This is a genomic window from Desulfosporosinus youngiae DSM 17734 (assembly GCF_000244895.1).
GTDB lineage: Bacteria > Bacillota > Desulfitobacteriia > Desulfitobacteriales > Desulfitobacteriaceae > Desulfosporosinus > Desulfosporosinus youngiae.
On sequence record NZ_CM001441.1, the window covers coordinates 3,224,888 to 3,247,168 of the forward strand.

At 43.3% G+C, this 22,281-nt stretch carries 21 protein-coding genes; 3 read left to right on the forward strand and 18 right to left on the reverse strand.

From position 1 onward, the window contains the following. Positions 1–341 precede the first annotated feature (341 nt). Both DESYODRAFT_RS14905 and DESYODRAFT_RS14910 read left to right on the forward strand, forming a co-directional pair. Entirely contained in the window at positions 342–1,682 is a 1,341-nt protein-coding gene (locus tag DESYODRAFT_RS14905) for an amidase domain-containing protein (RefSeq protein ID WP_007784371.1), read from the forward strand. A 168-nt stretch (positions 1,683–1,850) separates the two neighbouring features. Continuing rightward, positions 1,851–3,020 carry a hypothetical protein gene (locus DESYODRAFT_RS14910; RefSeq protein WP_007784373.1) on the forward strand — a complete coding sequence of 390 codons (1,170 nt, stop codon included), beginning with the start codon at positions 1,851–1,853 and terminating at the stop codon, positions 3,018–3,020. Between the two features lie 132 nt (positions 3,021–3,152). Here DESYODRAFT_RS14910 and tnpC read toward each other — a convergent pair whose 3' ends face one another. The 5 genes from tnpC to DESYODRAFT_RS14935 all read right to left on the reverse strand — a co-directional run bounded on the left by tnpC (position 3,153) and on the right by DESYODRAFT_RS14935 (position 6,691). Continuing rightward, positions 3,153–4,766: an IS66 family transposase gene (gene tnpC, locus DESYODRAFT_RS14915; RefSeq protein WP_042338633.1), complete on the reverse strand. Its 1,614-nt coding sequence runs from the start codon at positions 4,764–4,766 to the stop codon at positions 3,153–3,155. Positions 4,767–4,879: 113 nt separating this feature from the next. Continuing rightward, positions 4,880–5,233, reverse strand: coding sequence for an IS66 family insertion sequence element accessory protein TnpB (gene tnpB, locus DESYODRAFT_RS14920; protein WP_007784377.1), 354 nt, complete (start codon positions 5,231–5,233; stop codon positions 4,880–4,882). Further along, positions 5,226–5,540 (reverse strand): IS66 family insertion sequence element accessory protein TnpA, encoded by a 315-nt coding sequence (gene tnpA / locus DESYODRAFT_RS14925; protein ID WP_007784379.1) that lies wholly within the window; start codon positions 5,538–5,540, stop codon positions 5,226–5,228. The genes tnpB and tnpA overlap by 8 nt, the downstream gene beginning before the upstream one ends. Before the next feature lie 321 nt (positions 5,541–5,861). Next, complete coding sequence (locus tag DESYODRAFT_RS14930; protein WP_007784380.1) at positions 5,862–6,230, reverse strand: hypothetical protein; 369 nt, start codon at positions 6,228–6,230, stop codon at positions 5,862–5,864. Beyond that, complete coding sequence (locus DESYODRAFT_RS14935; protein ID WP_007784382.1) at positions 6,230–6,691, reverse strand: hypothetical protein; 462 nt, start codon at positions 6,689–6,691, stop codon at positions 6,230–6,232. The genes DESYODRAFT_RS14930 and DESYODRAFT_RS14935 overlap by 1 nt, the downstream gene beginning before the upstream one ends. Positions 6,692–7,153: 462 nt before the next feature. Here DESYODRAFT_RS14935 and DESYODRAFT_RS27390 point away from each other — a divergent pair, with 462 nt between their 5' ends. After that, positions 7,154–7,315, forward strand: a complete 162-nt coding sequence (locus DESYODRAFT_RS27390) for a hypothetical protein (protein WP_007784383.1) — start codon at positions 7,154–7,156, stop codon at positions 7,313–7,315. 203 nt (positions 7,316–7,518) lie between these two features. Here DESYODRAFT_RS27390 and DESYODRAFT_RS14940 read toward each other — a convergent pair whose 3' ends face one another. The 13 genes from DESYODRAFT_RS14940 to DESYODRAFT_RS15000 form a co-directional block, all read right to left on the reverse strand. Then, positions 7,519–7,956 (reverse strand): hypothetical protein, encoded by a 438-nt coding sequence (locus DESYODRAFT_RS14940; protein ID WP_007784384.1) that lies wholly within the window; start codon positions 7,954–7,956, stop codon positions 7,519–7,521. Between the two features lie 4 nt (positions 7,957–7,960). After that, positions 7,961–8,848, reverse strand: a complete 888-nt coding sequence (locus DESYODRAFT_RS14945; RefSeq protein WP_007784386.1) for a DUF4367 domain-containing protein — start codon at positions 8,846–8,848, stop codon at positions 7,961–7,963. A gap of 51 nt (positions 8,849–8,899) precedes the next feature. Continuing rightward, positions 8,900–9,481: an RNA polymerase sigma factor gene (locus DESYODRAFT_RS14950; RefSeq protein WP_007784387.1), complete on the reverse strand. Its 582-nt coding sequence runs from the start codon at positions 9,479–9,481 to the stop codon at positions 8,900–8,902. Positions 9,482–9,687: 206 nt separating this feature from the next. After that, positions 9,688–10,074: a DUF3102 domain-containing protein gene (locus tag DESYODRAFT_RS14955; protein ID WP_282433031.1), complete on the reverse strand. Its 387-nt coding sequence runs from the start codon at positions 10,072–10,074 to the stop codon at positions 9,688–9,690. Between the two features lie 225 nt (positions 10,075–10,299). Next, a complete protein-coding gene (locus DESYODRAFT_RS14960) occupies positions 10,300–12,963 on the reverse strand; it encodes a PocR ligand-binding domain-containing protein (RefSeq protein ID WP_007784391.1) in 2,664 nt (887 codons plus the stop codon). Between the two features lie 399 nt (positions 12,964–13,362). Continuing rightward, entirely contained in the window at positions 13,363–13,974 is a 612-nt protein-coding gene (locus DESYODRAFT_RS14965) for an ABC transporter ATP-binding protein (protein WP_007784395.1), read from the reverse strand. After that, complete coding sequence (locus DESYODRAFT_RS14970) at positions 13,964–14,896, reverse strand: ABC transporter ATP-binding protein (RefSeq protein WP_007784397.1); 933 nt, start codon at positions 14,894–14,896, stop codon at positions 13,964–13,966. Before DESYODRAFT_RS14970 ends, DESYODRAFT_RS14965 begins: the two co-directional genes overlap by 11 nt. A 12-nt stretch (positions 14,897–14,908) precedes the next feature. Beyond that, positions 14,909–15,742 carry an ABC transporter permease gene (locus tag DESYODRAFT_RS14975; RefSeq protein ID WP_007784399.1) on the reverse strand — a complete coding sequence of 278 codons (834 nt, stop codon included), beginning with the start codon at positions 15,740–15,742 and terminating at the stop codon, positions 14,909–14,911. After that, complete coding sequence (locus tag DESYODRAFT_RS14980; protein ID WP_007784401.1) at positions 15,735–16,724, reverse strand: ABC transporter permease; 990 nt, start codon at positions 16,722–16,724, stop codon at positions 15,735–15,737. The genes DESYODRAFT_RS14975 and DESYODRAFT_RS14980 overlap by 8 nt, the downstream gene beginning before the upstream one ends. Next, positions 16,721–18,331 (reverse strand): ABC transporter substrate-binding protein, encoded by a 1,611-nt coding sequence (locus DESYODRAFT_RS14985; protein WP_007784403.1) that lies wholly within the window; start codon positions 18,329–18,331, stop codon positions 16,721–16,723. Before DESYODRAFT_RS14985 ends, DESYODRAFT_RS14980 begins: the two co-directional genes overlap by 4 nt. Before the next feature lie 466 nt (positions 18,332–18,797). Continuing rightward, the gene (locus tag DESYODRAFT_RS14990; protein ID WP_007784405.1) at positions 18,798–20,210 is read right to left on the reverse strand and encodes a glucose-6-phosphate isomerase; all 1,413 of its coding nucleotides are present in this window, start codon (positions 20,208–20,210) and stop codon (positions 18,798–18,800) included. A 31-nt stretch (positions 20,211–20,241) separates the two neighbouring features. Next, positions 20,242–21,210 (reverse strand): 6-phosphofructokinase, encoded by a 969-nt coding sequence (pfkA, locus tag DESYODRAFT_RS14995; protein ID WP_007784406.1) that lies wholly within the window; start codon positions 21,208–21,210, stop codon positions 20,242–20,244. A gap of 50 nt (positions 21,211–21,260) precedes the next feature. Beyond that, a complete protein-coding gene (locus DESYODRAFT_RS15000; RefSeq protein WP_007784409.1) occupies positions 21,261–22,229 on the reverse strand; it encodes a DnaA/Hda family protein in 969 nt (322 codons plus the stop codon). Between the last annotated feature and the right edge of the window lie 52 nt (positions 22,230–22,281).

Sequence of the window (22,281 nt, forward strand, 5' to 3'; positions counted from 1 at the left end):
TTAAAAAAGATGTGATTTTGCCTGTTCAATGTAATGTATAGGGTGAAGGGAGAAATTAACATCTAATCCCAAATCAAAGCCAATTATGCAGAAACAAAAACAAAGGCTAGCTAAGCGAATCTTCACTAGCACTATGAGATTGATGTTACTCCTGAAAGTTTAATAAAGGGAGGTGGAGAAGCAATGGCACACATAAGACCCCCATCTACTATAATAGGCTCTCGGATATTCCAATGATCGCTAACCCTTTGAAATCGTTTAATTACCCTTAATATTGAAGGGAGGATTTTTGGTACTAATAGGGTTATCCATATGTACAATGAAATAGGAGGAAAATGATAATGAAAAAAAATAGAATATTGCTTTGCCTTTTATGCATTTTGTTAATAGCATTTGCTTATAATCCTGTATTTGCTAGTTCAAATTCAGGCGAGCCTATATCACAACTATCTACTCCTGGCGATACATTAAGTAAAAGTCAAAATGAATATGTGAGTATTACCAATAATGCTATTAGCCAAAATATCGGCGATAATAAAAAAATTGAGGCAATCTGTGAAGAATTCCTGACCCTATCCAAAGCTTCTGTACGAGATCCCCAAAACTATGATAACACCCTGCGCATCGGCAAAAATAGTTTAAAAAACGATAAAATCCAATACAGATTAACTGGCTATCAATATCAAGCCGCTTTAAATAACGCTCTGGGGTGGGAAATTTCAAAAGATAATTTGGTTTTTTCTGATTTCACACTATTGAATCAAAGTAAAAACACTGCTACTGCAAGTATTATTGAAAAATATACCTACTACATTAACGATGGTTTTGATGATGAAAGTTACAGAAGCAAAAAGTATACCTTTGAACTGCTTCGTGATTCAGATGGATGGAAAATTACAAACGTGACTACTGATGACCCATGGGAAACAGATACTAATTTTAAATATGAACCAATTGATGTAACAAATGCCGTTAATGCACACATAAAAGAAAACAAGGAAGTTGCCGCGTCACCGGCATCAGCCGATGAAAGCAAACCTTTTGTAGTAGCGCCTACAGCTTGGTACCAATGGACGTACCACCCTTCTTTAGCTGTATCATATGCAGTTGCCCATTACGCTGATACCACTAACTCTGTTTTTGGTTATCACTCCGGAAATAACTGTCAAAATTTTGCCTCGCAATGTGTTTGGGCAGGATTAAAAGGTACAGGTTCAAATAAAGAAGCAAGACCCGCAGTGCCAATATCTCGTGTAGGTGCTTCTGCCCCTAATGTTTGGTGCGTTAACCAAGCGACAACAGCTTACGGGTTTCCATATAACTATAGTTGGGATAATGTAATAGCATTTGCAAATCTATTGATACGTAGTGGACCAGAATATGGTGAAGGTCCATATGGCAATGCATATTTTAGTAATGGAGTCCAAAATGCAGAAGTAGGGAATGTCCTAACTGTAGATTGGGATGGATCACCCTCTTTAACGACAATAGATCACGCTATGTTTGTAACTCAAGTATCAGGGACTTCTGGATCGCGTACTAAAGATCAAGTAAAAGTTGCTGCTCATACAAAGCATTCTAATACAGCCTATGAGGTTCTATCACAATATACCCCCCAGTCAATTGGCTCTTTTGGCCGAGACGTAATCTGGTCGGGAAATTATACCGCAGCGCAGCCTTAAAATTGATAGAAGAGAGAAGTTAAGAGAAGAAATTAATCTCTCTCTTCTTTAACTAAACTAGTATAAAATATTATTGAATACTAATTTTATATACTAAAATAAATTCCATGCTTTATGATATTTCCGGTGAATTGCCCGATGAATTGATAGCAAAGGAGAACCATTTCTATGAGAAGAAAGAGCTATTTGCTTATTTTCCCCTTTCTCTTACTTTTAACCGGATGTGCCGATATAAGCGGAAAGCATCCGGTTATTTCTCAGACGACCGTAACAAATATTCAAACCCAACAATATACATTTTCTATTGTCCAAAGTAAAGGCTCTTCTGCCCAGATAAATGATAAGATTTCCTATACCGGGGCTTTTGAGTTGATTGTTAAGAACGACAAAGGAATAGAAACCTCCCATAAATCCCTTAATGATTACTTTAGCAAGCAAAAACTGGTCTTTGAAGGACCGGTGAATCTTGACGCCAGCAACGATTATAATGCCGACAATTTATTTGATATTCCCATTGGCTTCCCTGCGGGTGACGGCAGCGGTCAATATCAATATGGCATATTCAGTATTGATAAAGATGGTAAGATTTTTTCCTTGCCGGTCAAAGGATACAAAGATGATGGCTTTGTTTATACGGCGCTTGATGACAAACACTCAGCGGCGCTTACACAAATAGATAATTTCGCGGACAATAGGCAGCATCCAGCTATTTTGATGGGGATCCGCAAGGACGGCGGTTATGAACCGGCCAAATATGTCTGGGATGGAAAGCAATTTAATTTTAGCAGCCCTTTTGTGGTCGCTAATGCCGAAACAAATGCCCATAATCAAAAATATTCAATAACAGCCATCCAAACCGAATATAAGAAACCGCTTACGCCGGAGGATGAAGGGTTCAGTATTTTTGAAAGCATGTACCGCGGACGTTTTGACCTTCTTGTCCAGGACAGCAGCGGTAAGGTGACCAGCCGTATTTCGTTGAACAAATATTTTGGAGATGATGACCTGGGCTTTGGGGATATTCCGCTTAAGTTCAAAGATTATAACCAAGACGGAAATGCGGATTTTGTGATTGGCCGGCCTGCTCCGATTGGTGATAGTCCTGATTTTCAATATGCTTTATTCAGTGTCAATCCGGAGGGAATAGTATACAACCTTCCTGCGGTGGGCTATAGGAAAGACGGATATATTTATAGCGCGGAAACACGGGCGGGATTTCCTTTACTTAATAACGATGAAGTTGGTATAGTAGTCACTTTAGGCAGCCTTTTTGAATATCGCTTTGCACAAGCAAAATATTTATGGGATGGAAGCCGGTTTGTGTTTCAGTTGAATTAAACGCTGGCGTGAAAAATAGGAGCTAACTGTAGCGAACTACGCTCAACCCCTGTGATATAACGTAAGTGTCAAACCGACCTTGTACCGAATGCCAATATAAAAAGAACCCCAGCGATAGGGTTCTTGCGTTAATCATTTTTTATTTGATCGGCAGCGGTCAGGCAGCGTGCTCGACCACGGCATCAAGTCTTTTATAAACTCTCGCTGCTTTCCGTCTAGATATTGCGGAATAGTTTCTAAAAGATATGAAAAGTATTCATAGGGTCTCAGACCATTGGCTTTCGCTGTTTCAACAATACTATAGATGATCGAGCTAGCTTTGGCACCATTTGGCGAATAGCAGAACATCCAATTGTTTCTACCTACGGCAAAGGCTTTGGCTGCACGCTCTGCTGCATTATTATCGATTGGGATAAGTCCATTTAATAAATAGGTTTCAAGATACGTTTGTTGATTGAGGGCGTACTTTACAGCTTTCCCTATCAGACTTTGGCTGTCTGCGGCGACTTCCATCGGTTTTAGCCACTCAAAAAAGGCCTCAAGGATCGGCTTGCTTTGTTGCAGACGACCTTCACGCCGTTCTTCTTCAGTTTTCGTTTCCAGAAAATCCTCGATCTTATAGAGCAAGGCTAGACGCTTAAGTGCCTCTTCCGCGACAGTTCCTTTCCTGTCCTTGGCTGGAAGTGCAACTAGGCAGTCGTTGAATTTCCGGCGTACGTGAGCCATACAACCTGATACCACAATGTCTTCCGACATGCTATGGTAAGCAGCATAACCATCACAGGTCAAGTACCCCTTATATCCTGAAAGGAAAGTTTTGGGGTGTTGTGCTTGACGCGTCATTTGATAGTTATAGAGCACAATCGGAGGTTGTTCTGTCAGCTCTCCCGTACGGTAGATCCACATCCAGCTATCGCTTTCGGCTGGTCTGCCATCTTCCTTAATAACTTGAACTCTAGTCTCGTCACATTGAATTGCTGGACAGGACAGCAATTCTTCACGCAGGGCATCATACAGGAGGGAAAGGTAATCCTCAGTGCAACGGATTATCCAGTTGGCCATTGTCTGACGGGAAAGATTAACGCCATAGCGCTGAAACTCTTTTTCCTGACGAGCAAGTGGAACAGAATTCACATACTTCCCGTTAATAACAGCAGCAACAACAGATGGGGTTGCTACACTGCCTCGCAGTAGCGGTTTTTCCTTTTCAGCTCGTTCAATGTGGTCACATTCGCAGTTAGTACATCCATACACATATACGACATGCTCTTCATTCTCAAAGTGTGCAGGGACAAATTTCATATAATTTGATAGTTCTCTATTGATAACTTTCAATGGTGAACTGCAGTGTGGACAGGAACAAGCTTCTTCAGACAGTTTATGTTCGATGCGTTCAACAGGAAAGTCCGATAAATCTTGTTGGCGTTTACCTTTTTGCTTTTTCGTCCTAGCAGGCTTTTTAATAATATCTTCAATCGTTGGCTCAGTAACATCAGAGCTAGCTTGGACTTCCGCCTCATTAAAACAAAAGGACAGTTGTTTTACGCCATCTTCAGGGTTACTCTTCTCGCTAGAGCGACCATAACGCTGATGCTGGGCTAGAGCCAACTGTTGGGTCATGAAATCCAATTTCGCAGTAATTTCTTGGTTATGAGCCATTAATAGTTTACATAGCGAAAGCAATTCATCCTTAGAACAATTATTGAGTTGTTGGGATGATAGTGGAAGTAACGTTTGCTTTTTCATACTACAAATTATACCATGAAAAGACCTATTTTACGAGGTTTTTCGTCACGCTGATGTAGCTGAAAGCTTGATTTCACCCAGTTTTTTTCGGTTTGTTGATTCTGAAAAACATCCTAGATAACAAGTGTTGGATGGCGTTGTTCAAAGGCTTGTTGTTGTTCGACAGCTAGGCCTTCAGTTAACCATCTTAACTCACGAAGAGTAATTAAACGTATCTCTTGGGCGTTCATTGGCCAACGAAAATGTCCCCGTTCCAAACGTTTGATGAAAAGCCAGAAACCTGAGCCATCCCACTGCAGGATTTTGAGTCTGGTTTGAGCTCTGTTACAAAAAACGAACATAGCTTTGGAATAAGGATCCAACTGGAATCTAAGTTTGATAATAGCCGAAAGACCATGAAAGCTTTTACGCAGATCAGTAATTCCAGTTGCCAGATAAACTTGAGTCCCTGCTGCGGAGTCAAGCATGATTTTTCAGTAACCCAATAACTCTAGCTAATTGTTCAGGGCGAAAGTTTTCTGGAATCATAACGGAAAACAAACCGATCTTTACCACTAGAGGAGAACATTCAGCATCAGGCAATGCTTCGGATAAGGAAACGAATTCAGGTACTGTATTTTCACAGGAAACTGAATTTTTGATCTTTCTCATCCAGTAATGCAAAGTGGAGATTGGGAAAGAGTTTTCGGCACACCATTGTTTAGCAGTTAGTCCACTTGATCGATAGGCAGCTACACGGTCTCGCCATAATTCCAAGGATGTTTCTCGGGACATTTCACACCTCCAGATCTCTGTATAAAAATCTTGTATGTATGTATTATCCCAGAAACCTAGTACCCATTCCAGACACGGTCGGTTTGACACTTACGATATAACCACTGCCATGGTGAATCGCCGCCATTGACAGTGGTTGAATTATAGATCTTGGTCATTCATTCCTTTTTGTACGGCATTCGCATACAGATGTCTTTCATTGAGCTGTAAACCCCGAAAATGTCAACCCCCCCCCCATCTGATCACTTGCTCTTGGTTTATCAGACGGGGGGCTGTGCTACACGACAGTGTTTGTTCCAGCGCTTACAACTTATATTCTGTTTAGTATTGGCAAGTTGTAGATGAAACTTCATTTTTTACAACTATGTTATCAACAACAAAAGAATGAGCTCCGCTAACTCTCCAATTTTGTGTTCCAAATGAATTACTAGCTGTCATATCATATTGTGCATATGGAGGTTCAAAACTATCGGCTCCCTGGTCTACCAGAACATCATCTTTATAAAACCAACCACGCAAGCCAATTTCATCAACTGTTGGCTCATCAGTAGACGAAATTACATAACCTTCCATAGTAGAACCCGTATAAATAAGAGAATAACTAGTAGTTATAAGGGCATAAGCAACAGTTGAGTATAATAGTACAAAAGTCAATGCTAATGTAGTAATAATAAAATTCTTTCTGTTCATTATTTTGCCCCCTTAACTTTATGATCTATTTTAACTGGCTTTTCTTTTGATATATCAAACTTAGTAAGCGAAATGGTACCGTCCGCATGCTGAATTGCAATTGAAGCAACGTTGTTTCCTTCGATGAAATAAATCGGTGTTAAATCACCTACTACGAATATATTATCATCAGTTAACATAGCAAGAGCATTTGCAAGTTTGCCTCTAACCTCAACGCTTTCAGTCGCAATGTTATTGTCAAATACATCCTTATCAAAAAGAGCTTTTACCTTACCTGTATCTAAACTAAAGGTTTTTATAGCTGAATCCTTGATAGCATATTCTTTTTCTGTATATCTACTGCTTTTACCAATTATTTGATCTGAAAAAACACTACTAACATTTCCGATCAATATCACAATTATTAGTGTTAATATTGCAGAAATGCCTATAAAAGCTTTTCTCTTATTCAAAGAAATCACCTTCACCTTTCTTTTTTAACACTTAAATCCTCCGACAAAAATGCAGATTTTTTATTTTAGTTCACATTCACCAACTACTTAATTAATCTAGTATTTACTTTTTAGTCCCTTCAGGCCCAAATACTTCTTTATTTATCAAACTACTTTTTCGCACCTCCTTGTACATAAATGACATTAATCATTTGAGAGTAACATCAACCTCTAATTTCTCCCTTCACTATATACATTACATTGAACTGACAAAATCACATCTTTTCAGCAAAAAACTTTCAAACAAATTACGACAAATTAACTCATTTTACTGACTGCTGATACAGGCGTATTGAAACAAAAGGCTGTCCTGAAAACTTTTTATCCATGCTCCGCTCGTCCTTCCTAAATAGCAGCCTACACGGCTGGCGGTACTGTGTCTGATGAAGAATATCCCATAATGTCCAGCTTGCTGTAAAAGAGAAGGTAAAAATGCACCTGATTATGGCACCTATTGAAATGATCGCCTGGTTCGATTCCGGCATAACGGAAATGTGGTCAAAGTGGAGCGGGTTCTCAGAATATCAGACGAAAAACTTGCCGGGAACAAGATGGAAGTTTACGAGTGCTAAAGTGAAGTTAATGAGCAGTTGAAGCGATATGCACTTAAGTATAAGTTGGACACATGCAAGTGGTTTCTCTATAAAATTGGCTGAATATCCGGTTGAGAATGACTCAGATCCTGAATTTAACCGGAAAATGAGGAAGCTAATCTTTCAGAAAAGCTGATTAGATATTTGAAAACGCCATACTAACGTTTATCAAAAAACAGTAGTACGGCGTTTTAAAATATTTATTTAATACGCAGTCACTGGATTTGAGGTGACAATCTTGGTCTCTGATCCCCCGTCATCTGCAACGTAAAATTCAACATAACTTCGGTATTGTGTGCCGGGCGTTCCATAATAATAGCAATCATAAACATAGGTACCGGTATTGTAGAGGTAATCATCTCTCACGATTGTATATATGGACTGCCAATAACCATTTCTTAAAGTTTGAACTTCTATGGTTTTGACTCCAAGTTGATCGACGATCCTTGTGGCACCTAACATGTTTTCCAGCAAAAGCGTCCCATTTCCTATTGCTTGTGCAGTTACACTTGTGGAACGGATGTATAAACTTGCCTTTTGAGATTCAACATTATCGGCGCTTGCATAAGAAGCCAACGGTGAAGTCAGCATACACAGCATAACGGTAAAAAGCTGCGCAATAATTTTCTTTTTACATAGCATATCTTTAACCTCCATACATCGAATCTATAATTTTTTTCATTTCATCTGCCGAGACATCGCTACTGATGTTATATACAACTACCGAATCACTCCAAACGGCTTGAACTTGACCAAGGTTATTCATGATATAGTGTTTCACATTGTTTTTTTCGTAGATTTCAACCAGTTTTTCATCTTTTTCAAAATTAATATTTGCTGCTGCTTTATTACTATCATCATAGATACTAAGGTCAAAAACGATAGCTTTATTGGTGTTATCCTGGTAATATAACAATATTTTAAGGCTATCCGACCGGGCAAATTTCTCAGCATATTTAAAGGTAAAACCGTCAGGAAACCATTTGGGTGATAATGGCTTTAAAGGAAGACCCTTTATAACTTCCTCGACACTGCTATAGGTATTTCTTTGGGCAATATTGGTATTGCTGTTTTGCCCATTTGAGTAATTTTGAGTAGATAAATTGAATGTATCTTTCCCCCACTGAACCATAGATTGTATAAAATTATAACCGAACGCATTGGCAGCAACAGATGACGTGAAGAAAATTATAATAAAGCAAGCGGCAATTTGCGCAACCCGTTTTTTTGTATGGATTTTGCGCTGACTGGCGCACCAGTTTTTATATCTCCGGTCAACATTCCGGCGCATGGCTTGCACTTTTTCTTCGGAAAGATATTCCTCTTTGCCTTCAATAAGATCAATCGCTTTTACACATTCGTCGATCAGATCGGTATCCATGCTTATTTCATCAGCTGACGAGGCTTCATATAAAATCCTATACAGCTTATCTTTTACAATCGCGTCACTCTCCTTTTCGGACAGTATTTTTTTGATAATCTCTTTGTCGCTGCTTATGTCGGGGGGATAAGAATTATTCGTTTTCTCCTCCATGTCTTTCTCCTTTCAACTATATACATTACATAAGTTACCGAAAATCACATGTTATTCTGAAAAAGATTTTCGAACTTCATTTTCTTCAAAATAAGCACGAATAATATTTTTTATTTTTTTCTTCAGACGGTAAATCCGAGTCGTCATGGCGGTGGCCGAAATGTCATGTTTTTTGGAAAGCTCTGTGACGGACATATTATCTTTGTAATAGTCTAAGTACAGGTCATATTCACTCTGCTTAAGTTTTCCCAATATCTCTGCACTGATTTTATCTGGGTCGAGCGTGTTGTTAAAAAGTTTCTCCAAATCATCATCCAGTTCCGTCAAAGCTCCGGTGATATTGTCATCTATGCTTACTTCATGCCTTTTTTTAATGTACATGTTTCTATATGAATTGTTAATCAAGTTCCGCGCCGTGGCATACAACCATCCTTCCACATTCGGGTGATTCTTTAATTTTGAGATTTGTTTCCAGGCTTCCAGAAATGTGTTTTGAGTGCATTCTTCAACAAAGTCTAAAAATTCTTCTTGCCCCTTGACCAGTCTTCTGCAATAAACAGCAATCCGATTGAAATACTTATCGCATAAATCTTCATAAAAAATATCATCGTTTTTACGATTCCACTGCCACAAACAAACTCCCTCCTCTATTTAAAATTTTACTTACTTTTACAGTATATTACATATTGTTCTATTAAAGGTAATTTACGAAAAAATCAATTTGGTTTTTGAGCCATTTTCTATTGAAAACAAGGGGCTGATGCTCCACAAACTTTCTTCGTTTTTGCACCAGGCCCTTCAATTATTCGCAAACCAGCCTGCACTTAGACCCGCAGGGCTTACAGTCTTTCCGTTATTTTTCCAATCAGCCCGCTTACCTCATTTTTACACGTTTCATGAGCTTCCGGGTCCGCCGGAGCTAGCTTATTCAGTTCTTTCAACAACTCTTCATATTCTTTAGCTATACTGTTGTAGAGAAAGCCTTTGTTGGCTGACAGCTTGATCCGGACGGCTTGAAGACTGGAGGCCTGTTTTCTCAACTCATCCCGCTCAAAGGTTATTTTAGTGGCTGCGTCTTGGTTGGCTTCCAGGGCATTTTGGAGCTCCGCTTTCTCGCTAAGGGCCTGGTCTCTTTCCAGAACTGTCTGCTTAAACTCCCGAGTAGACATGACGGTCACATCATTTTCTGCCATAAATGACTTCCGTTCTTCCTCGGGAATGAACATTTTACTTTAATTTACTTACTACAAATGACGCAATAGAAGAAACAATTATAACAAAAACTAACATATTCCAATCTATATTTAAAAATGATCCTTTCATTATATAAGAAAAGATAATGTATGTAGGTATAAGTATAGATAAATGAAATAATGTTTTTTTCATAACACTTTACTCTCCTTGTGGTTTTAATCCTAAATTCTTGCCAAATACAAAAAAAAGCTATCCAATCAATCCTTTGGATAGCCGCTTAAAAGCTTTTCTATAAATATTCCTGCAATCGCTGGATCGAACTGGGTACCGGAATTCCTCCTGATCTCCTCCAAGGCTTGTTTTTCTGTCAAAGAGACCCGGTAAGGGCGCTCGCTGATCATAGCATCATAGCTGTCGGCCAGAGCAATGATCCTTGATACCAATGGAATAGCTTCACCTTTTAAGCCTTTGGGATAGCCTTTTCCATCCCATCGTTCATGATGGGCTAAGATACAGTCAGCCAAATCCACCATTTCATAGGATGAACTCAAAATTCTGTAGCCTATATCCGGATGCCTTTTTAAGTCATCCCACTCACGATCCGTAAGTTTTCCGGGCTTATTGAGAATTCCTTCTTCAATGGCAATCTTTCCTATATCATGAAGCAACCCTACAACTTTCAGCCGGCTTATTTCTATTTCCGACAGACCGATTGTTCTGCCAATATCCTGACAAATTTGACTGACTCTTTTCGAGTGTTGTTCTTCCCGAGGGTTTTTTTCGTGTAATGTATTAATAATCGTATTAATAGTATTGCCTCTCATACCTTCGTTCTCAATGACTTTGTGCTTGTACATAATATCCTCAGCACTTTTTAAAATCTTTAATATATCGTCACCGGGATTCTTCTTAGTCTCCCATCCAAAGGATATGCTCATGCGAATAGCATTAATCAGCACATCACTATAGTTTTCCCGTATTCGGACGACAAGCTTTTCTGCTTCCTCTGAAGCTGTCTTAGGCAGAAGAATAACAAATTCATCTCCGCCCCAGCGAGCCACAATATCATCGTTTCGGCAGGCACTCTGAATGGCTTTTCCTGCTTCTTGCAAAAGTTTATCTCCAATATCGTGACCAAAGGCATCGTTGACAAGCTTCAGGCCGTTGACATCCCCGATAATAATGGAAATAGGAATATTCTCTTCCGTATCCAACTGTTTGATTGCTTCTTCATAAAACCTTCTGTTATAGAGCCCTGTTAACGGGTCGTGATAGCTCAAAAAACGATTTTCATCTTCTCGTCTTTTTCGATCCGTGATATCTCTGACAATGCTCAGCAGAACCCGTCTGCCCCCTAACATGGTTCCTTGTGAACTTACTTCAACATTAATGGACGTCCCATCTTTAAGATAATGAACGGTGTCAAAAAGAATACCTTCTTTATCGGCTAATTCCATTTGCTCAGCAATCTCAGCTGATTCACTGCAATGCCGCAAATCATAGATTGTCATCGACAAGAGTTCAGCGTAAGTATAACCATAAGTCTCAGCGGCAGCATTGTTAACTTCAAGAATATTCCCCTGCTTGTCAACGAAAAGCATGGGGTCTTTGGATTTTTCAGCCAGAACTTGATATTTATGAAGCCGTTCATTCAGTTGCTTCCATTCGGTTATATCAATTCCTACACCCGCAAAATATTGTTTGTCATCAATCATGACTTTACTGGCCGTGAACAGCATGGGAATTCTTGTGCCGTCCTTTTTCCGGAGATTAGCTTCAGCGTTCCCGAAACCTGTCTTGTCAATCATAGCAAGCCCATCTAAAACGGCTTTTTGGCTTGCTTGATCTCCTTCATACCAATCCAACAAATGCATTTCTGCCAATTCTTCAGCACTATAGCCGGTCATTTCCTCGTGTTTGTCATTCCAACGGACTAACTTACTCTTATCATCATAGAGATAAATCATCCCTTGGGCACTATGAAACAGGGCATCTGTGAAGACTCTCTCCTTATTCAATTCATTTTCAGCCCGGATCCTTTCAATAATCTCCTCTTCCAAAATACTGTTCAGGTCCTGAAGCTGAATGGTTCGTGCAATAACTTTCTTCTCTAAATCTTCATTAAGCACCTTGACTTCGTCTTCAGCCTTTTGGCGTTTTATAATCTCTTCTTCGAGCACGGCGTTCATTTCTTCAAGTTCGGCATTGGTCTCTTGCAGTTCGGCATTGGTTTCTTCCAACAAAGCGTTAGTCTCTTCCAGCAAGGCATTGGTCTCTTCCAACTGGATAGTCCTTTCCTGGATTCGCTGTTCAAGGTCCTTATTTAAATTGGTAATTTCTATTTCCTTATGAATTTTTTCATTGACTTTATCCTCTAAAAAACTGTTTTGCAAAGCATAGCTTGAAAGTTGTTGGACCGTTAAGAACAGATAATTACATATATTCTCAAATTGTCCGCGAGTCATCCTTTTAACCTTCAGTAATTCCCGTTGATAAAGTTCCTGATCCATACCAATTAAATCTGCATACTGGAATTGATCCGCTCCATAGGCTTCGTCAAGCACTTGTCCTACCAGCCAATTGGCGATGTGCTCCCCCGCAACGATGATACTTGCTCCCCCATCAAGCAAGCCTCCGCTCAAGCATCGTTGAATATTGGGCCCTTTTTTATTAAGACCGCCAATGATTGAATCTGAAATCAGACAGTTCTTACGCCCGATTTCGGTTTTTCTTATTTCAGTGCACAAATTGCAAAATCCGCTGGGCTTAGTGATTGGAGTTCCATCGGGCTCTGTAATCAGAGAAGCCACACCAGTTGCGGCAGACAATGAATCCTGAAGCTTTTGAATTTCCTCCAAATCAAAAAGTTCATAAAACGTATGCTTTTTGTTACGGTTATCAAAGATCAGTTCTTCGCTCATCCTCTTCACCTTACCTTCAATCTCATGGATACGTGATCAATCAGTTTCTTCTTTTTACAACAAACCTCTCCGCTTATAATCATCCCCTTATTTACTCAATTGAAAATCCTGTCACTTCCTGAAAGTTTTTATGGGTTCTATTTTTTTGAATTAATTACTAATTTGTCTTATATTACTTTCAACATATGTTTCAAATTTCCTCTAGCCTTTGACATTTTTTTTCTTTTATATCACACTTTGTAATTTTTATATCAACACCTGCCAACCCCAGCGAGCTTTTCTGAAGATCAAGGATGGACTCGGGCATTGAAAAAGGCCTCCCTTATTTGCCATTGTTATAGTCACAATGTAAGTAAGGGGGGCTTCCCAAGGATCAAACACTTGGCCAAAGAAATCGAATTAACAATTGTTCAATTCTTCCAAATCGATAATCCTCGTACATACCCTTTCAGCTAAGGCCCGGTTATGGGTGACCGCCAAAAGACCCATTTGGCGCTCTTCCACTGCTTTGAGCACAATATCCCAAATCTGAGCCTGAGTAATCACATCAAGCATCGTGCTCATTTCATCTGCCAGCAGGAAACGGGTCTGGGGTCCAAGAGCCCGGGCAACACAGAAGCGCTGCAGTTCCCCGCCCGAAAGTTCATTAGGCCAGCGTCCCAGCCATTCCCGCTCGATTCCCATGGCAGCCAGGAGCTGATCATCCGGGGCCCAGCCTTCCCGAAGAGAGTCGCCTAACTTCCGGCGCGGGTTCAGGGCTTTTTCCGGATGCTGATAAATCAACTGGACAGGACAGTAGCCGGAATCAGGCAGAGGGCTGCCGTCGATCAGCACCTTACCCCTTGTTGGCCTGATATAACCTGACAAAATCTGAGCCAACGTACTTTTCCCATAACCGGACGGACCAACCAGGCCGACACGTTCCCCTTGCGCTACACTTAGATTGATATCCTTGAGCAGCCAGGCCGCTTTGCCATATCTGAAACTGATTTGCTGCGCTTCAAGTCGCATGAACACACCTCACCTTCCCGCCCCTGACAGAGCGCATAGGTATGTCGCCTGTACATTCAGCCGTGCGGTCGGAACAGCGGGGAGCGAAGCGGCAGCCTGATAGTTGGCTGCCGGCATAAGGCTGGGTCCCCGGAATCGGTGTGAAGCCATTTTGCGGGAGAGCATTCCACAGGGCTTTGCTGTAGGGATGCCTCAAAGCATCCCCGCCCTTGACGAAATCGCCCGCAGGAGCAATTTCAACCGTTGTTCCGGCATAAAATACCGCGATCCGGTCCGCTACTTTAAAGGCCAGATCAATATCATGGGTAATCAGCATAACTCCGCAGCCCTGATCAGCCAGCTCCCGGAAATTGCGCAAGGTTTCCTCGGCGATTTCCGGATTAAGCCCCGGCGTCGGTTCATCCGCAATAATTAGTTTGGTATCGTTGATGACTGCGGTAGAGACCAACACCCGCCTGGCCATCCCCCCCGAAAGCTGGAAAGGGAATTTCCGGCCAGCTTCCTGACCAAGACCATAACGGGCAAAGGCTTGCTGCTGCTGCGCCTCTGTTCCTTTTTCCCCCCTCACTTGCTTGCCGACCCGCATCAGTGGATCAAGATAGGTTACAGACTGAGGAACAAGGGCCATCTCCTGTCCGCGCAATTTCTTCTGCAGCTCAGGAGTCAGGGTTTGACCGCAGAATTTAATCCTTCCGCTGGTTCCGGCATTGCCGGGCAACAGACCCAGGATAGCATGGGCGAGCAGACTCTTCCCCGAGCCGCTGGAACCGGCCACGGCCAGGATCTCCCCTGCCTCAATACTCACGTCGAGCTGGGAAATAACCTCCAGATCCCGTTGTCTAAGCCCTCTGTCATACATCCTGAATTGGACCGAAAGGTTCTCGACTTCCAGCACAGGAATCGTTTCCGGTTGCTTTGTCACCTTTTTACCTCCTTATTCCTGGGCACTGAATGGATCAATTAAGGCTTTAACATTCTCTCCGATGGCATCGAACATCATCACAATCAGCAGAAGCATCAGGCCGGGGAAGAAAGCCAGCCACCACATCCCGGTGGCTAAATGCTTCATGGCCTCAGACAGGATGATCCCGACGGCAGGCATATCCAGGGGCAGCCCGTATCCTAAAAAAGTGATGGCTGCTTCATGGAGGATAGCATGAGGGAACAACAGAATCAGCCCGATTACAAATTGAGGAAATACATGAGGAACGATATGGGCTTTGGCAATAAACCAATTGCTTTTGCCTAATTTCCGGGCGGCCTGAACATAATGGGCATTGCGGATCTGCAAAACCTCGGCCCGCACCACCCGGGTCAGATTGGGCCAATGGGTCACTGCCACCCCGATGATCACACCTTGCATCCCCCTCCCCATCATAAACGAAATAAGCATCAGCATGACCAAATGGGGAACACCCATACATAAATCCACCAGCCAGGTAATCAGCTTATCCACATTACCCCCAGCCGTAGCTGCCACAATTCCCAGCACCAGGGCAATCAGGGCACTGACCGTGGCAGCCAGCATGCCGATCAGAATGCTGTTGGACAATCCTTTAATCGTCCGGGCAAACATATCCCGCCCCAGATAGTCCGTTCCATACCAATGTTCCAAAGAAGGGGCCAGTTTTTTGACACTATAGTCCGGAGCATAGGCATCCGGGCTCATCATCACACCCATAATCGTAATCAGAAGCAAAACCGCCGCCGCCAGACCTAGGACAATCAGAGTTCGGGTGCGCCGGTTCATCCCCTTGGGTCTAGCCATGGGCATTCCCCTCCCTTATCTGAGGATCGACAATTCCATAGATAATATTAGCCAGGAAATTGCCCACGAACACAAACAAGGCACTCCATAAGGCGATTCCCAAAAACAAGGGCACATCCCCCTTCAGACCGGCCTGAGTGACTGCATTGCCCAGACCGGGATAGGAAAAGACCTGCTCAGCCAGAACCGAACCGCCAAACAGCTCACTGAACGAGGCAAATTGCAGGGTTATGGCCGGAAGCATGATATTTCTCAAGCCATGGCGTTTGACAATACTGAACGTCGATTCCCCCCGTGCCTTGGCAAATAAGACATAGTCCGACTCCAAGACATCAATTATTTTCTGACGGGTATGCAAAGCGATATTGGACACCCCGATAATGCTTAAGGTAAAGGCCGGCAGAATTAAATGGTGAATACGCTCCCAGATCGTGACGTCCGAGGCCAGTTTGCCGATGGGGGCTGCCAAGCCGATGGGAAACCACTTGAGATTGACGGCGAAGACCATCAGAATCAGCAGCCCGACCCAGAAGGTGGGTGCCGAGGATAGGGTCAGGCAAAATGTTTTAAGAACCCGGTCCAGCTTCCTTCCTTTATTTACTCCCGCCAGAATGCCCATGATAAAGCCAAGCAGGCCGGAGAGCACCCAGGCTACCCCCATCAGGATGCAGGAAGCTTTAAAACGCTCGGCAATAACCTGGGAAACGGGCAGGCGATAGGTGATGGAGGTTCCCATATCCCCTTCCAGCAAATTACCCGCCCAGATTAAATATCGTTCCGCCGGCGCTTTGTTCAGCCCCCAATATTCAGCCACATTGTCCCGCTGTTCCTGGGAAATGTTTGATTCCGAACCCACATAGGCATCAATGGGATCGATCGGGGAAGACATGACCAGCATAAAGGTTACGATACTGATCGCAACAAGCAAGGTCATCATGCGCAGCAAGGTTGTCAGAATGTAGATTAGGGAATTCCGGCTCATTGGCTAAAGCTCCACTCATTCAGGTTGGCAATAACAGGAATGCCATGCCCATGGGGGTGAAGCCGCTGCTTGCCCAGATCCAACCCATCCCGGACAAAGTAAGTGTGATCAATATTGACAAGCCACAGGTACGGATAATCCACGCTGGTTCCGGTCTGTCCATCCCATTGCATCAGCTTCCAGTATTCGATGGCTTCCTGCATAGTGGTAGCGGCAAGCGCCTTTTCAATGTATTCATCCACTTTGGGATTAGAGTAGGATGGAGTGTTGCTGATCCCTTGTCCCATCATCTTGGAGTAGTAGCCATTGTAAAGGTCAATGGGATTATAATCTCCGAAGCCAAAACAGGTGGGTGTATTTCTGCTCATGGCTTTGGCATCTGCCCAGGCTGCCGCTTCAGCAATGATGTTAATGCCCAGTTTTTTAGCATCCCCGCTTAAAGCCACGGCCAGATTATAGCGCTGCAGGTCATCGCTGCGTCCGGTAATCTTGAACTCCGCTTTGAGGCCATTCTTTTCCCGGATGCCGTCACCGTCTGTATCCACCCAGCCTGCTTTCTCCAAAATAGCTTTAGCTTCATCCACCCGGTCATCTTTAAACTCCGGGGTATTGTTCCAGGGCAGAGCGTCTACCCGGCCATAGGCAGGAACCCCGATACCGTTAAGGGCATTCTTGATAATCGTTACCCGATCAATCCCGATGGTCAGAGCTTCCCGTATTGCAATATCACTGGTAACATTGTTGCCGATCACCTTGCCGTCCGCGTCAAGTTTTTCAGGGATAACCGGGAGGTTGAAGCCCCGGTTATCGACGGTTTTGATGCTCTGCAAGGTCATCCCGGGCACCTTTTCTTCAGCGTATTCAGGGTTGACCATCACCACATCCAGGGTGCCGGATTTGGCGGCAGCAAGGGCTGCTTCCTCATCCAGATTGAGAATGGTGATTTTCTTAAAGGCCGGTTTCTGACCATAATAATATTCATTGGGAACCACGATCAACTGCTGCTCCTTGTCCAATTGTGCCACCTTAAAGGGGCCGGAGCCGATGGGGTTATCTCCATACCCTTCACCATAAGCATGCTCGGGAACGATGCCCAGCAGAGCGGTTGTGGAAGCAAAGGCAGACCATTTTTTATTCAGGGTAAATACCACGGTTGCAGGATCAGCTGCTTCCGCTTTTTCCAGCATGGTCAAGTCCACACTGGAACCGCTTGTTTTGGCTTTCATATAAGTAAAAGCTACGTCGGAGGCTGTCAGAGCTTGTCCGTCGGAGAATTTAATATCATCCCGCAAAGTATAAGTATAAGTCAAACCATCGTCACTGATCTTGTATTCCTTGGCCACGTCCGGCTCGGTCTCGATTTTCTCGTTAAATTTTAATAATGTGCTGTGAAAAATGCCATAGCCATAAATCCCATAGCCGACAATCGGATCATAGCCCCCGCTGCACATGCCATAACCAACCGAGATGACAAGCTCATCCTTGACGGGTTGGTTTGGGGAGCTGCCTCCGGTTGGAGCGGTTCCGGCCGCACAGCCGGTAAGCACCAGTGACCCCAGCATGATACAGGAGATCAGTAAGGCCCAGATTCTTCGGTGTTTCTTCATTGTTTGATTTCCCCCTCCTAAAAGTTGAATTTATTTATAAAAAAAGAGAAATAGCCTCTTTCTTAACCCTTCAGCCGGGTTTCGTTAAATAAAAAGTATTCGGTCACTGCCAAGAAAACCGGTAAAATTATCGGATAGAAGTAACTTATAACTGACATATAAAAACAAAAATGGCCATGAAAGACAAGCTCTCACATGCAGCGAGAACATTGACCTCCATGGCCATTTATACTTATTCTTGTTATCTTGAGTTATCTTGAGTTATCTTGAGTTATCTTGAAAAGGCTGTTATTCCTTCACAGATCTCAATTTATTATCTATATTAAGCTTATTCTACATCAATCCGTCAAAATCCTTCATAATAGAATCTAATTTTTTTAAATCTTATATTATATTTAACAATATTGAGAGTTCACTCATGTTATCTGCATTAAGGAACAAGGTACCTTGTCCTCCCGACCCTCTTTTAGAGGATATAGCGAATCTTCCCATACTCCTCTATCTCGCGTTTTCTCACATCATATCCCTTGCGGCCCATTAAGGCGTAGGTCCCGTTTTTTCCCTCTTCAACCCCCGGCTGATCATAAGCATTAATATTCAGCAGCTCACCCATATAGGCTGTCTCCCACTCCAGGAGCAGCAGCAACTGTCCTAGGTTGTAGGCATCTAACTTGGAAAGTATGATTTTCTGATGCTGCCGCCCGGCTAAGGTCAAAGCATATTCGGTTGCCTTCTGTTCCGCAAACAGCAGCTCCTCCAAGGTACGTCCTCCTAAGAAGTGAATATCTTCAGGCAGCTCAGGGTCTAAGGGAATCACTTGGGATTCCTTAAAGTTCCCGATAGTCACAAAGGTAATCACCTTATCATCAGGCCCTTCAACATATAACTGCACTTGGGAATGCTGATCCGTTACCCCCAGCGCTTTGACCGGGGTCTGCCCGGCATGGACTTCACGTCCCTGGCGGTCATAGCGTTTTCCCAAGCTTTCCGCCCACAATTGAGCATACCAGTCCGCCATGGTTTTTAAGCTGTCCGCGTAAGGCATAAACACCGAAATAGTCTTGCCTTTTTGCCATAAATGATGAGCCAAGGCTGCCCTTAATTGGGCCGGATTTAAGAGCACCCCTTGGGTTTCCCGAATCCGCCGGTCCATGCTCAGAGCACCCTCCAGAAGCTGAGCAATGTCAATTCCGCAGATGGCAGCAGCCAGCAAACCCACAGGGGTTAATTCAGAAAACCGTCCTCCTATTCCCCCAGGTATTACAAAGCGCTGAAACCCTTCTTTAAGAGCAATTGGCAGGAGGTTCCCTTTTTCTTTATCTGTCGTGACAACGATATGCTCCCCATAAGTATCTCCACAGACCCGGCGTAAATTATCCCGGACAATTAAAAACTGAGCCATGGTTTCTGAGGTATTGCCTGATTTGGAAATCACATTAAACAGGGTTTTGCGAAGATCAAGCATCTCTAACAATTCTTTAAATCGCACCGGATCAATATTGTCCACCACATACAAACGGGGCCGGTACCCCCGCTTCTCGGGAGGAAGTTCATTGTAGTAATAATGGTTCAGGGCCTGCTGAACAGCCAGCGGTCCAAGGGCTGAGCCTCCAATGCCCAAAACAACCAAGTTTTCAAAGTTAGCGGCTGCAGTATCGGCATACTTAATGATTCCTGGAACTTGGGCCTTCATGGAGTCCAGAAGCTTAGAGAAATCCAGCTCACCGGCCTCCCGGCGCTCCTCAAGTGAAGTCTGGGCTTGATCCAAGGCATTCTGAAGACTCAACAGCTCTTCCTTTGTTAAGCCACTTGGATTTTGCGGACTATTCATCATCCCCGTGTAGTCTATTCCTACTCCGGACCGAACTTGATTCTCCATTAAATCACCCTCATTTCTGCAGTTTCCAAGCCTAAATTGAAAGCTGATTTGCCAACTCATAAAGATTTCTGTTAAAAGGACGGCGTTCACCATAGGCCGCATCAAGGGGCCTGGAAATGACCTCCTGGTTGACATAGGCTGTCATTTTGTTAGTCTCTCCGGCCAAAATGATCTCCACCGCTTTTCCTCCCATAGCTGCCGCAATGACAGCATCTAAGGCGCTGGGATTGCCGCCCCGCTGCAAATGCCCCAGAATAGTGATGCGAGTCTCAAACCCGGAACGAGTACGCAGCTCCTCACCTATTTTATAAGCACTTCCCGCACCTTCGGAGACGATGATAATACTGTGATTTTTGCCGCGTTGATGCCCGCGTTTCAATTTATCGCAGATTTCATCATAATCAAAGGGGATTTCGGGTACCAAAATCGATTCCGCCCCACAGGCAATCCCTGCCTGAAGAGCAATATTTCCGCAGTCTCTGCCCATAACTTCCACCACAAAGGTCCGTTCATGAGAGGTCGCTGTATCCCGGATTTTGCCCACAGCATCAATGACTGTGTTAACTGCCGTGTCAAAACCGATTGTCAGATCGGTTCCTGAAATATCATTGTCGATAGTGCCTGGAATCCCAACGATCTGAATTCCCCTGGCCAGGGTTTGAGCACCTCTGAAAGAGCCATCCCCGCCGATGACCACTAAGGCGTCTATTTGGTGCTTATGTAATTGATCTAAGGCCTTCTGCTGCCCTTCTTCTGTTTTCATCTCCGGACAACGTGCCGTCTTGAGCATGGTTCCGCCGCGCAGGACAATATCCGCCACGGATCCTAAACTTAACTCTTGAATTTCACCGTGAATAAGCCCTTCATATCCGCGGCTGATTCCATAAACCTTAATTCCATGGTAGATACCTTTACGGACCACTGCACGAAGGGCTGCATTCATTCCAGGAGCATCTCCCCCGCTGGTCAGCACCCCGATCCGCTCTATTTTTCCCGACATTGGATCACCCTTTCTTATTATCTTGCTCTATCATCGTTTTTATCACACTCTCAATATTGAAAACCATTCAGTATTAGTTCATATTTTGTTTTTAATTCCTGATCTTTGGCTAGTTTTCCCTGCATTTTTTTATGAGACATTATTATTGTATTGTGATTACGATTAAAATATCGCCCTATCTCCGGATAAGAACAATTGCAAAGGGTTCGTATGATATAAATTGCCATTTCCCTGGCTTCATTTACCTTTGTCTTTCGGCTGGCACTCAGTAATTCTTCCACCGGTATTCCCATAGTTTCACTGACATTTCGAATAATATTCATGGGATCCGCCGAGTTATTCTTTTTGCTTTCTTCTTGTTCCCAGTAGGCCTGAAAACAGGTGAGGCTTAACTCCTCTTGCTGCAATTCAGCAAATTGAATGAACTTCCTCAAACACAGAAGGGCATCGGCTAAATTATCCGTGCGCCCGGCAATTAAGCTCAGCACGGAAGTGTCCATGAAAAGACGCTTTTCCCGAATATAGCCTTCTAAAAAACGTTCCAGTTCATCGGTTTCAGGTCCGGCGATAGGGATAACGACACCGCTCAAAAACCGTGAAGCGAGACGCTCTCCCAGGAAGTCTAAGACCGGAAGATCCGCTTCCATAGTGATCACCATCTTGCCCCCATTTTCGATGATATATTCATAGGTATAATGGAGCTCCTCAATTGTTTTAGCTTTCCCTGCTAAAAACTGAAGATCATCGATTAATAACAGCCGGACCGAGCGGTGCCGTTTACGAAAAACATCGAGCTTGTTCTCCTGAGCAGAGTAGGCATACTGACGAGCAAAAGCCAGGGCATCCGTCATAAGCATCCCTTGCTCCGGCTCGTTTTTTTGATAGAGATACCGGAGCAGTGCTGATTTCCCTACCCCCCTTGGCCCATATAGCAAGGTTACGTCAGGAGCTTTCTCTAGTTTATAATATTTAACCAAACGGCAAGCCCGAATGTTGAAGTCACTGATAAACCAATTCAACGGTGTCTCTCCTTAATAAAATCCTCAGCTAAAGCACTAACATCCTCCAACA

Bases quoted from the DNA above. Each gene is read 5' to 3' on its own strand.
- DESYODRAFT_RS14910 (WP_007784373.1), top strand. From the start codon at position 1,851: ATGAGAAGAAAGAGCTATTTGCTTATTTTCCCCTTTCTCTTACTTTTA.
- DESYODRAFT_RS14930 (WP_007784380.1), bottom strand. From the start codon at position 6,230: ATGAACAGAAAGAATTTTATTATTACTACATTAGCATTGACTTTTGTA.
- DESYODRAFT_RS14945 (WP_007784386.1), bottom strand. From the start codon at position 8,848: ATGGAGGAGAAAACGAATAATTCTTATCCCCCCGACATAAGCAGCGAC.
- DESYODRAFT_RS14980 (WP_007784401.1), bottom strand. From the start codon at position 16,724: ATGAGCCGGAATTCCCTAATCTACATTCTGACAACCTTGCTGCGCATG.
- DESYODRAFT_RS27390 (WP_007784383.1), top strand. From the start codon at position 7,154: ATGCACCTGATTATGGCACCTATTGAAATGATCGCCTGGTTCGATTCC.
- DESYODRAFT_RS14975 (WP_007784399.1), bottom strand. From the start codon at position 15,742: ATGGCTAGACCCAAGGGGATGAACCGGCGCACCCGAACTCTGATTGTC.
- tnpC (WP_042338633.1), bottom strand. From the start codon at position 4,766: ATGAAAAAGCAAACGTTACTTCCACTATCATCCCAACAACTCAATAAT.
- DESYODRAFT_RS14905 (WP_007784371.1), top strand. From the start codon at position 342: ATGAAAAAAAATAGAATATTGCTTTGCCTTTTATGCATTTTGTTAATA.
- DESYODRAFT_RS14940 (WP_007784384.1), bottom strand. From the start codon at position 7,956: ATGCTATGTAAAAAGAAAATTATTGCGCAGCTTTTTACCGTTATGCTG.
- DESYODRAFT_RS14955 (WP_282433031.1), bottom strand. From the start codon at position 10,074: ATGTTCATTCCCGAGGAAGAACGGAAGTCATTTATGGCAGAAAATGAT.
- DESYODRAFT_RS14965 (WP_007784395.1), bottom strand. From the start codon at position 13,974: ATGCGACTTGAAGCGCAGCAAATCAGTTTCAGATATGGCAAAGCGGCC.
- tnpB (WP_007784377.1), bottom strand. From the start codon at position 5,233: ATGCTTGACTCCGCAGCAGGGACTCAAGTTTATCTGGCAACTGGAATT.
- DESYODRAFT_RS14990 (WP_007784405.1), bottom strand. From the start codon at position 20,210: ATGGAGAATCAAGTTCGGTCCGGAGTAGGAATAGACTACACGGGGATG.
- pfkA (WP_007784406.1), bottom strand. From the start codon at position 21,210: ATGTCGGGAAAAATAGAGCGGATCGGGGTGCTGACCAGCGGGGGAGAT.
- tnpA (WP_007784379.1), bottom strand. From the start codon at position 5,540: ATGTCCCGAGAAACATCCTTGGAATTATGGCGAGACCGTGTAGCTGCC.
- DESYODRAFT_RS14960 (WP_007784391.1), bottom strand. From the start codon at position 12,963: ATGAGCGAAGAACTGATCTTTGATAACCGTAACAAAAAGCATACGTTT.
- DESYODRAFT_RS14985 (WP_007784403.1), bottom strand. From the start codon at position 18,331: ATGAAGAAACACCGAAGAATCTGGGCCTTACTGATCTCCTGTATCATG.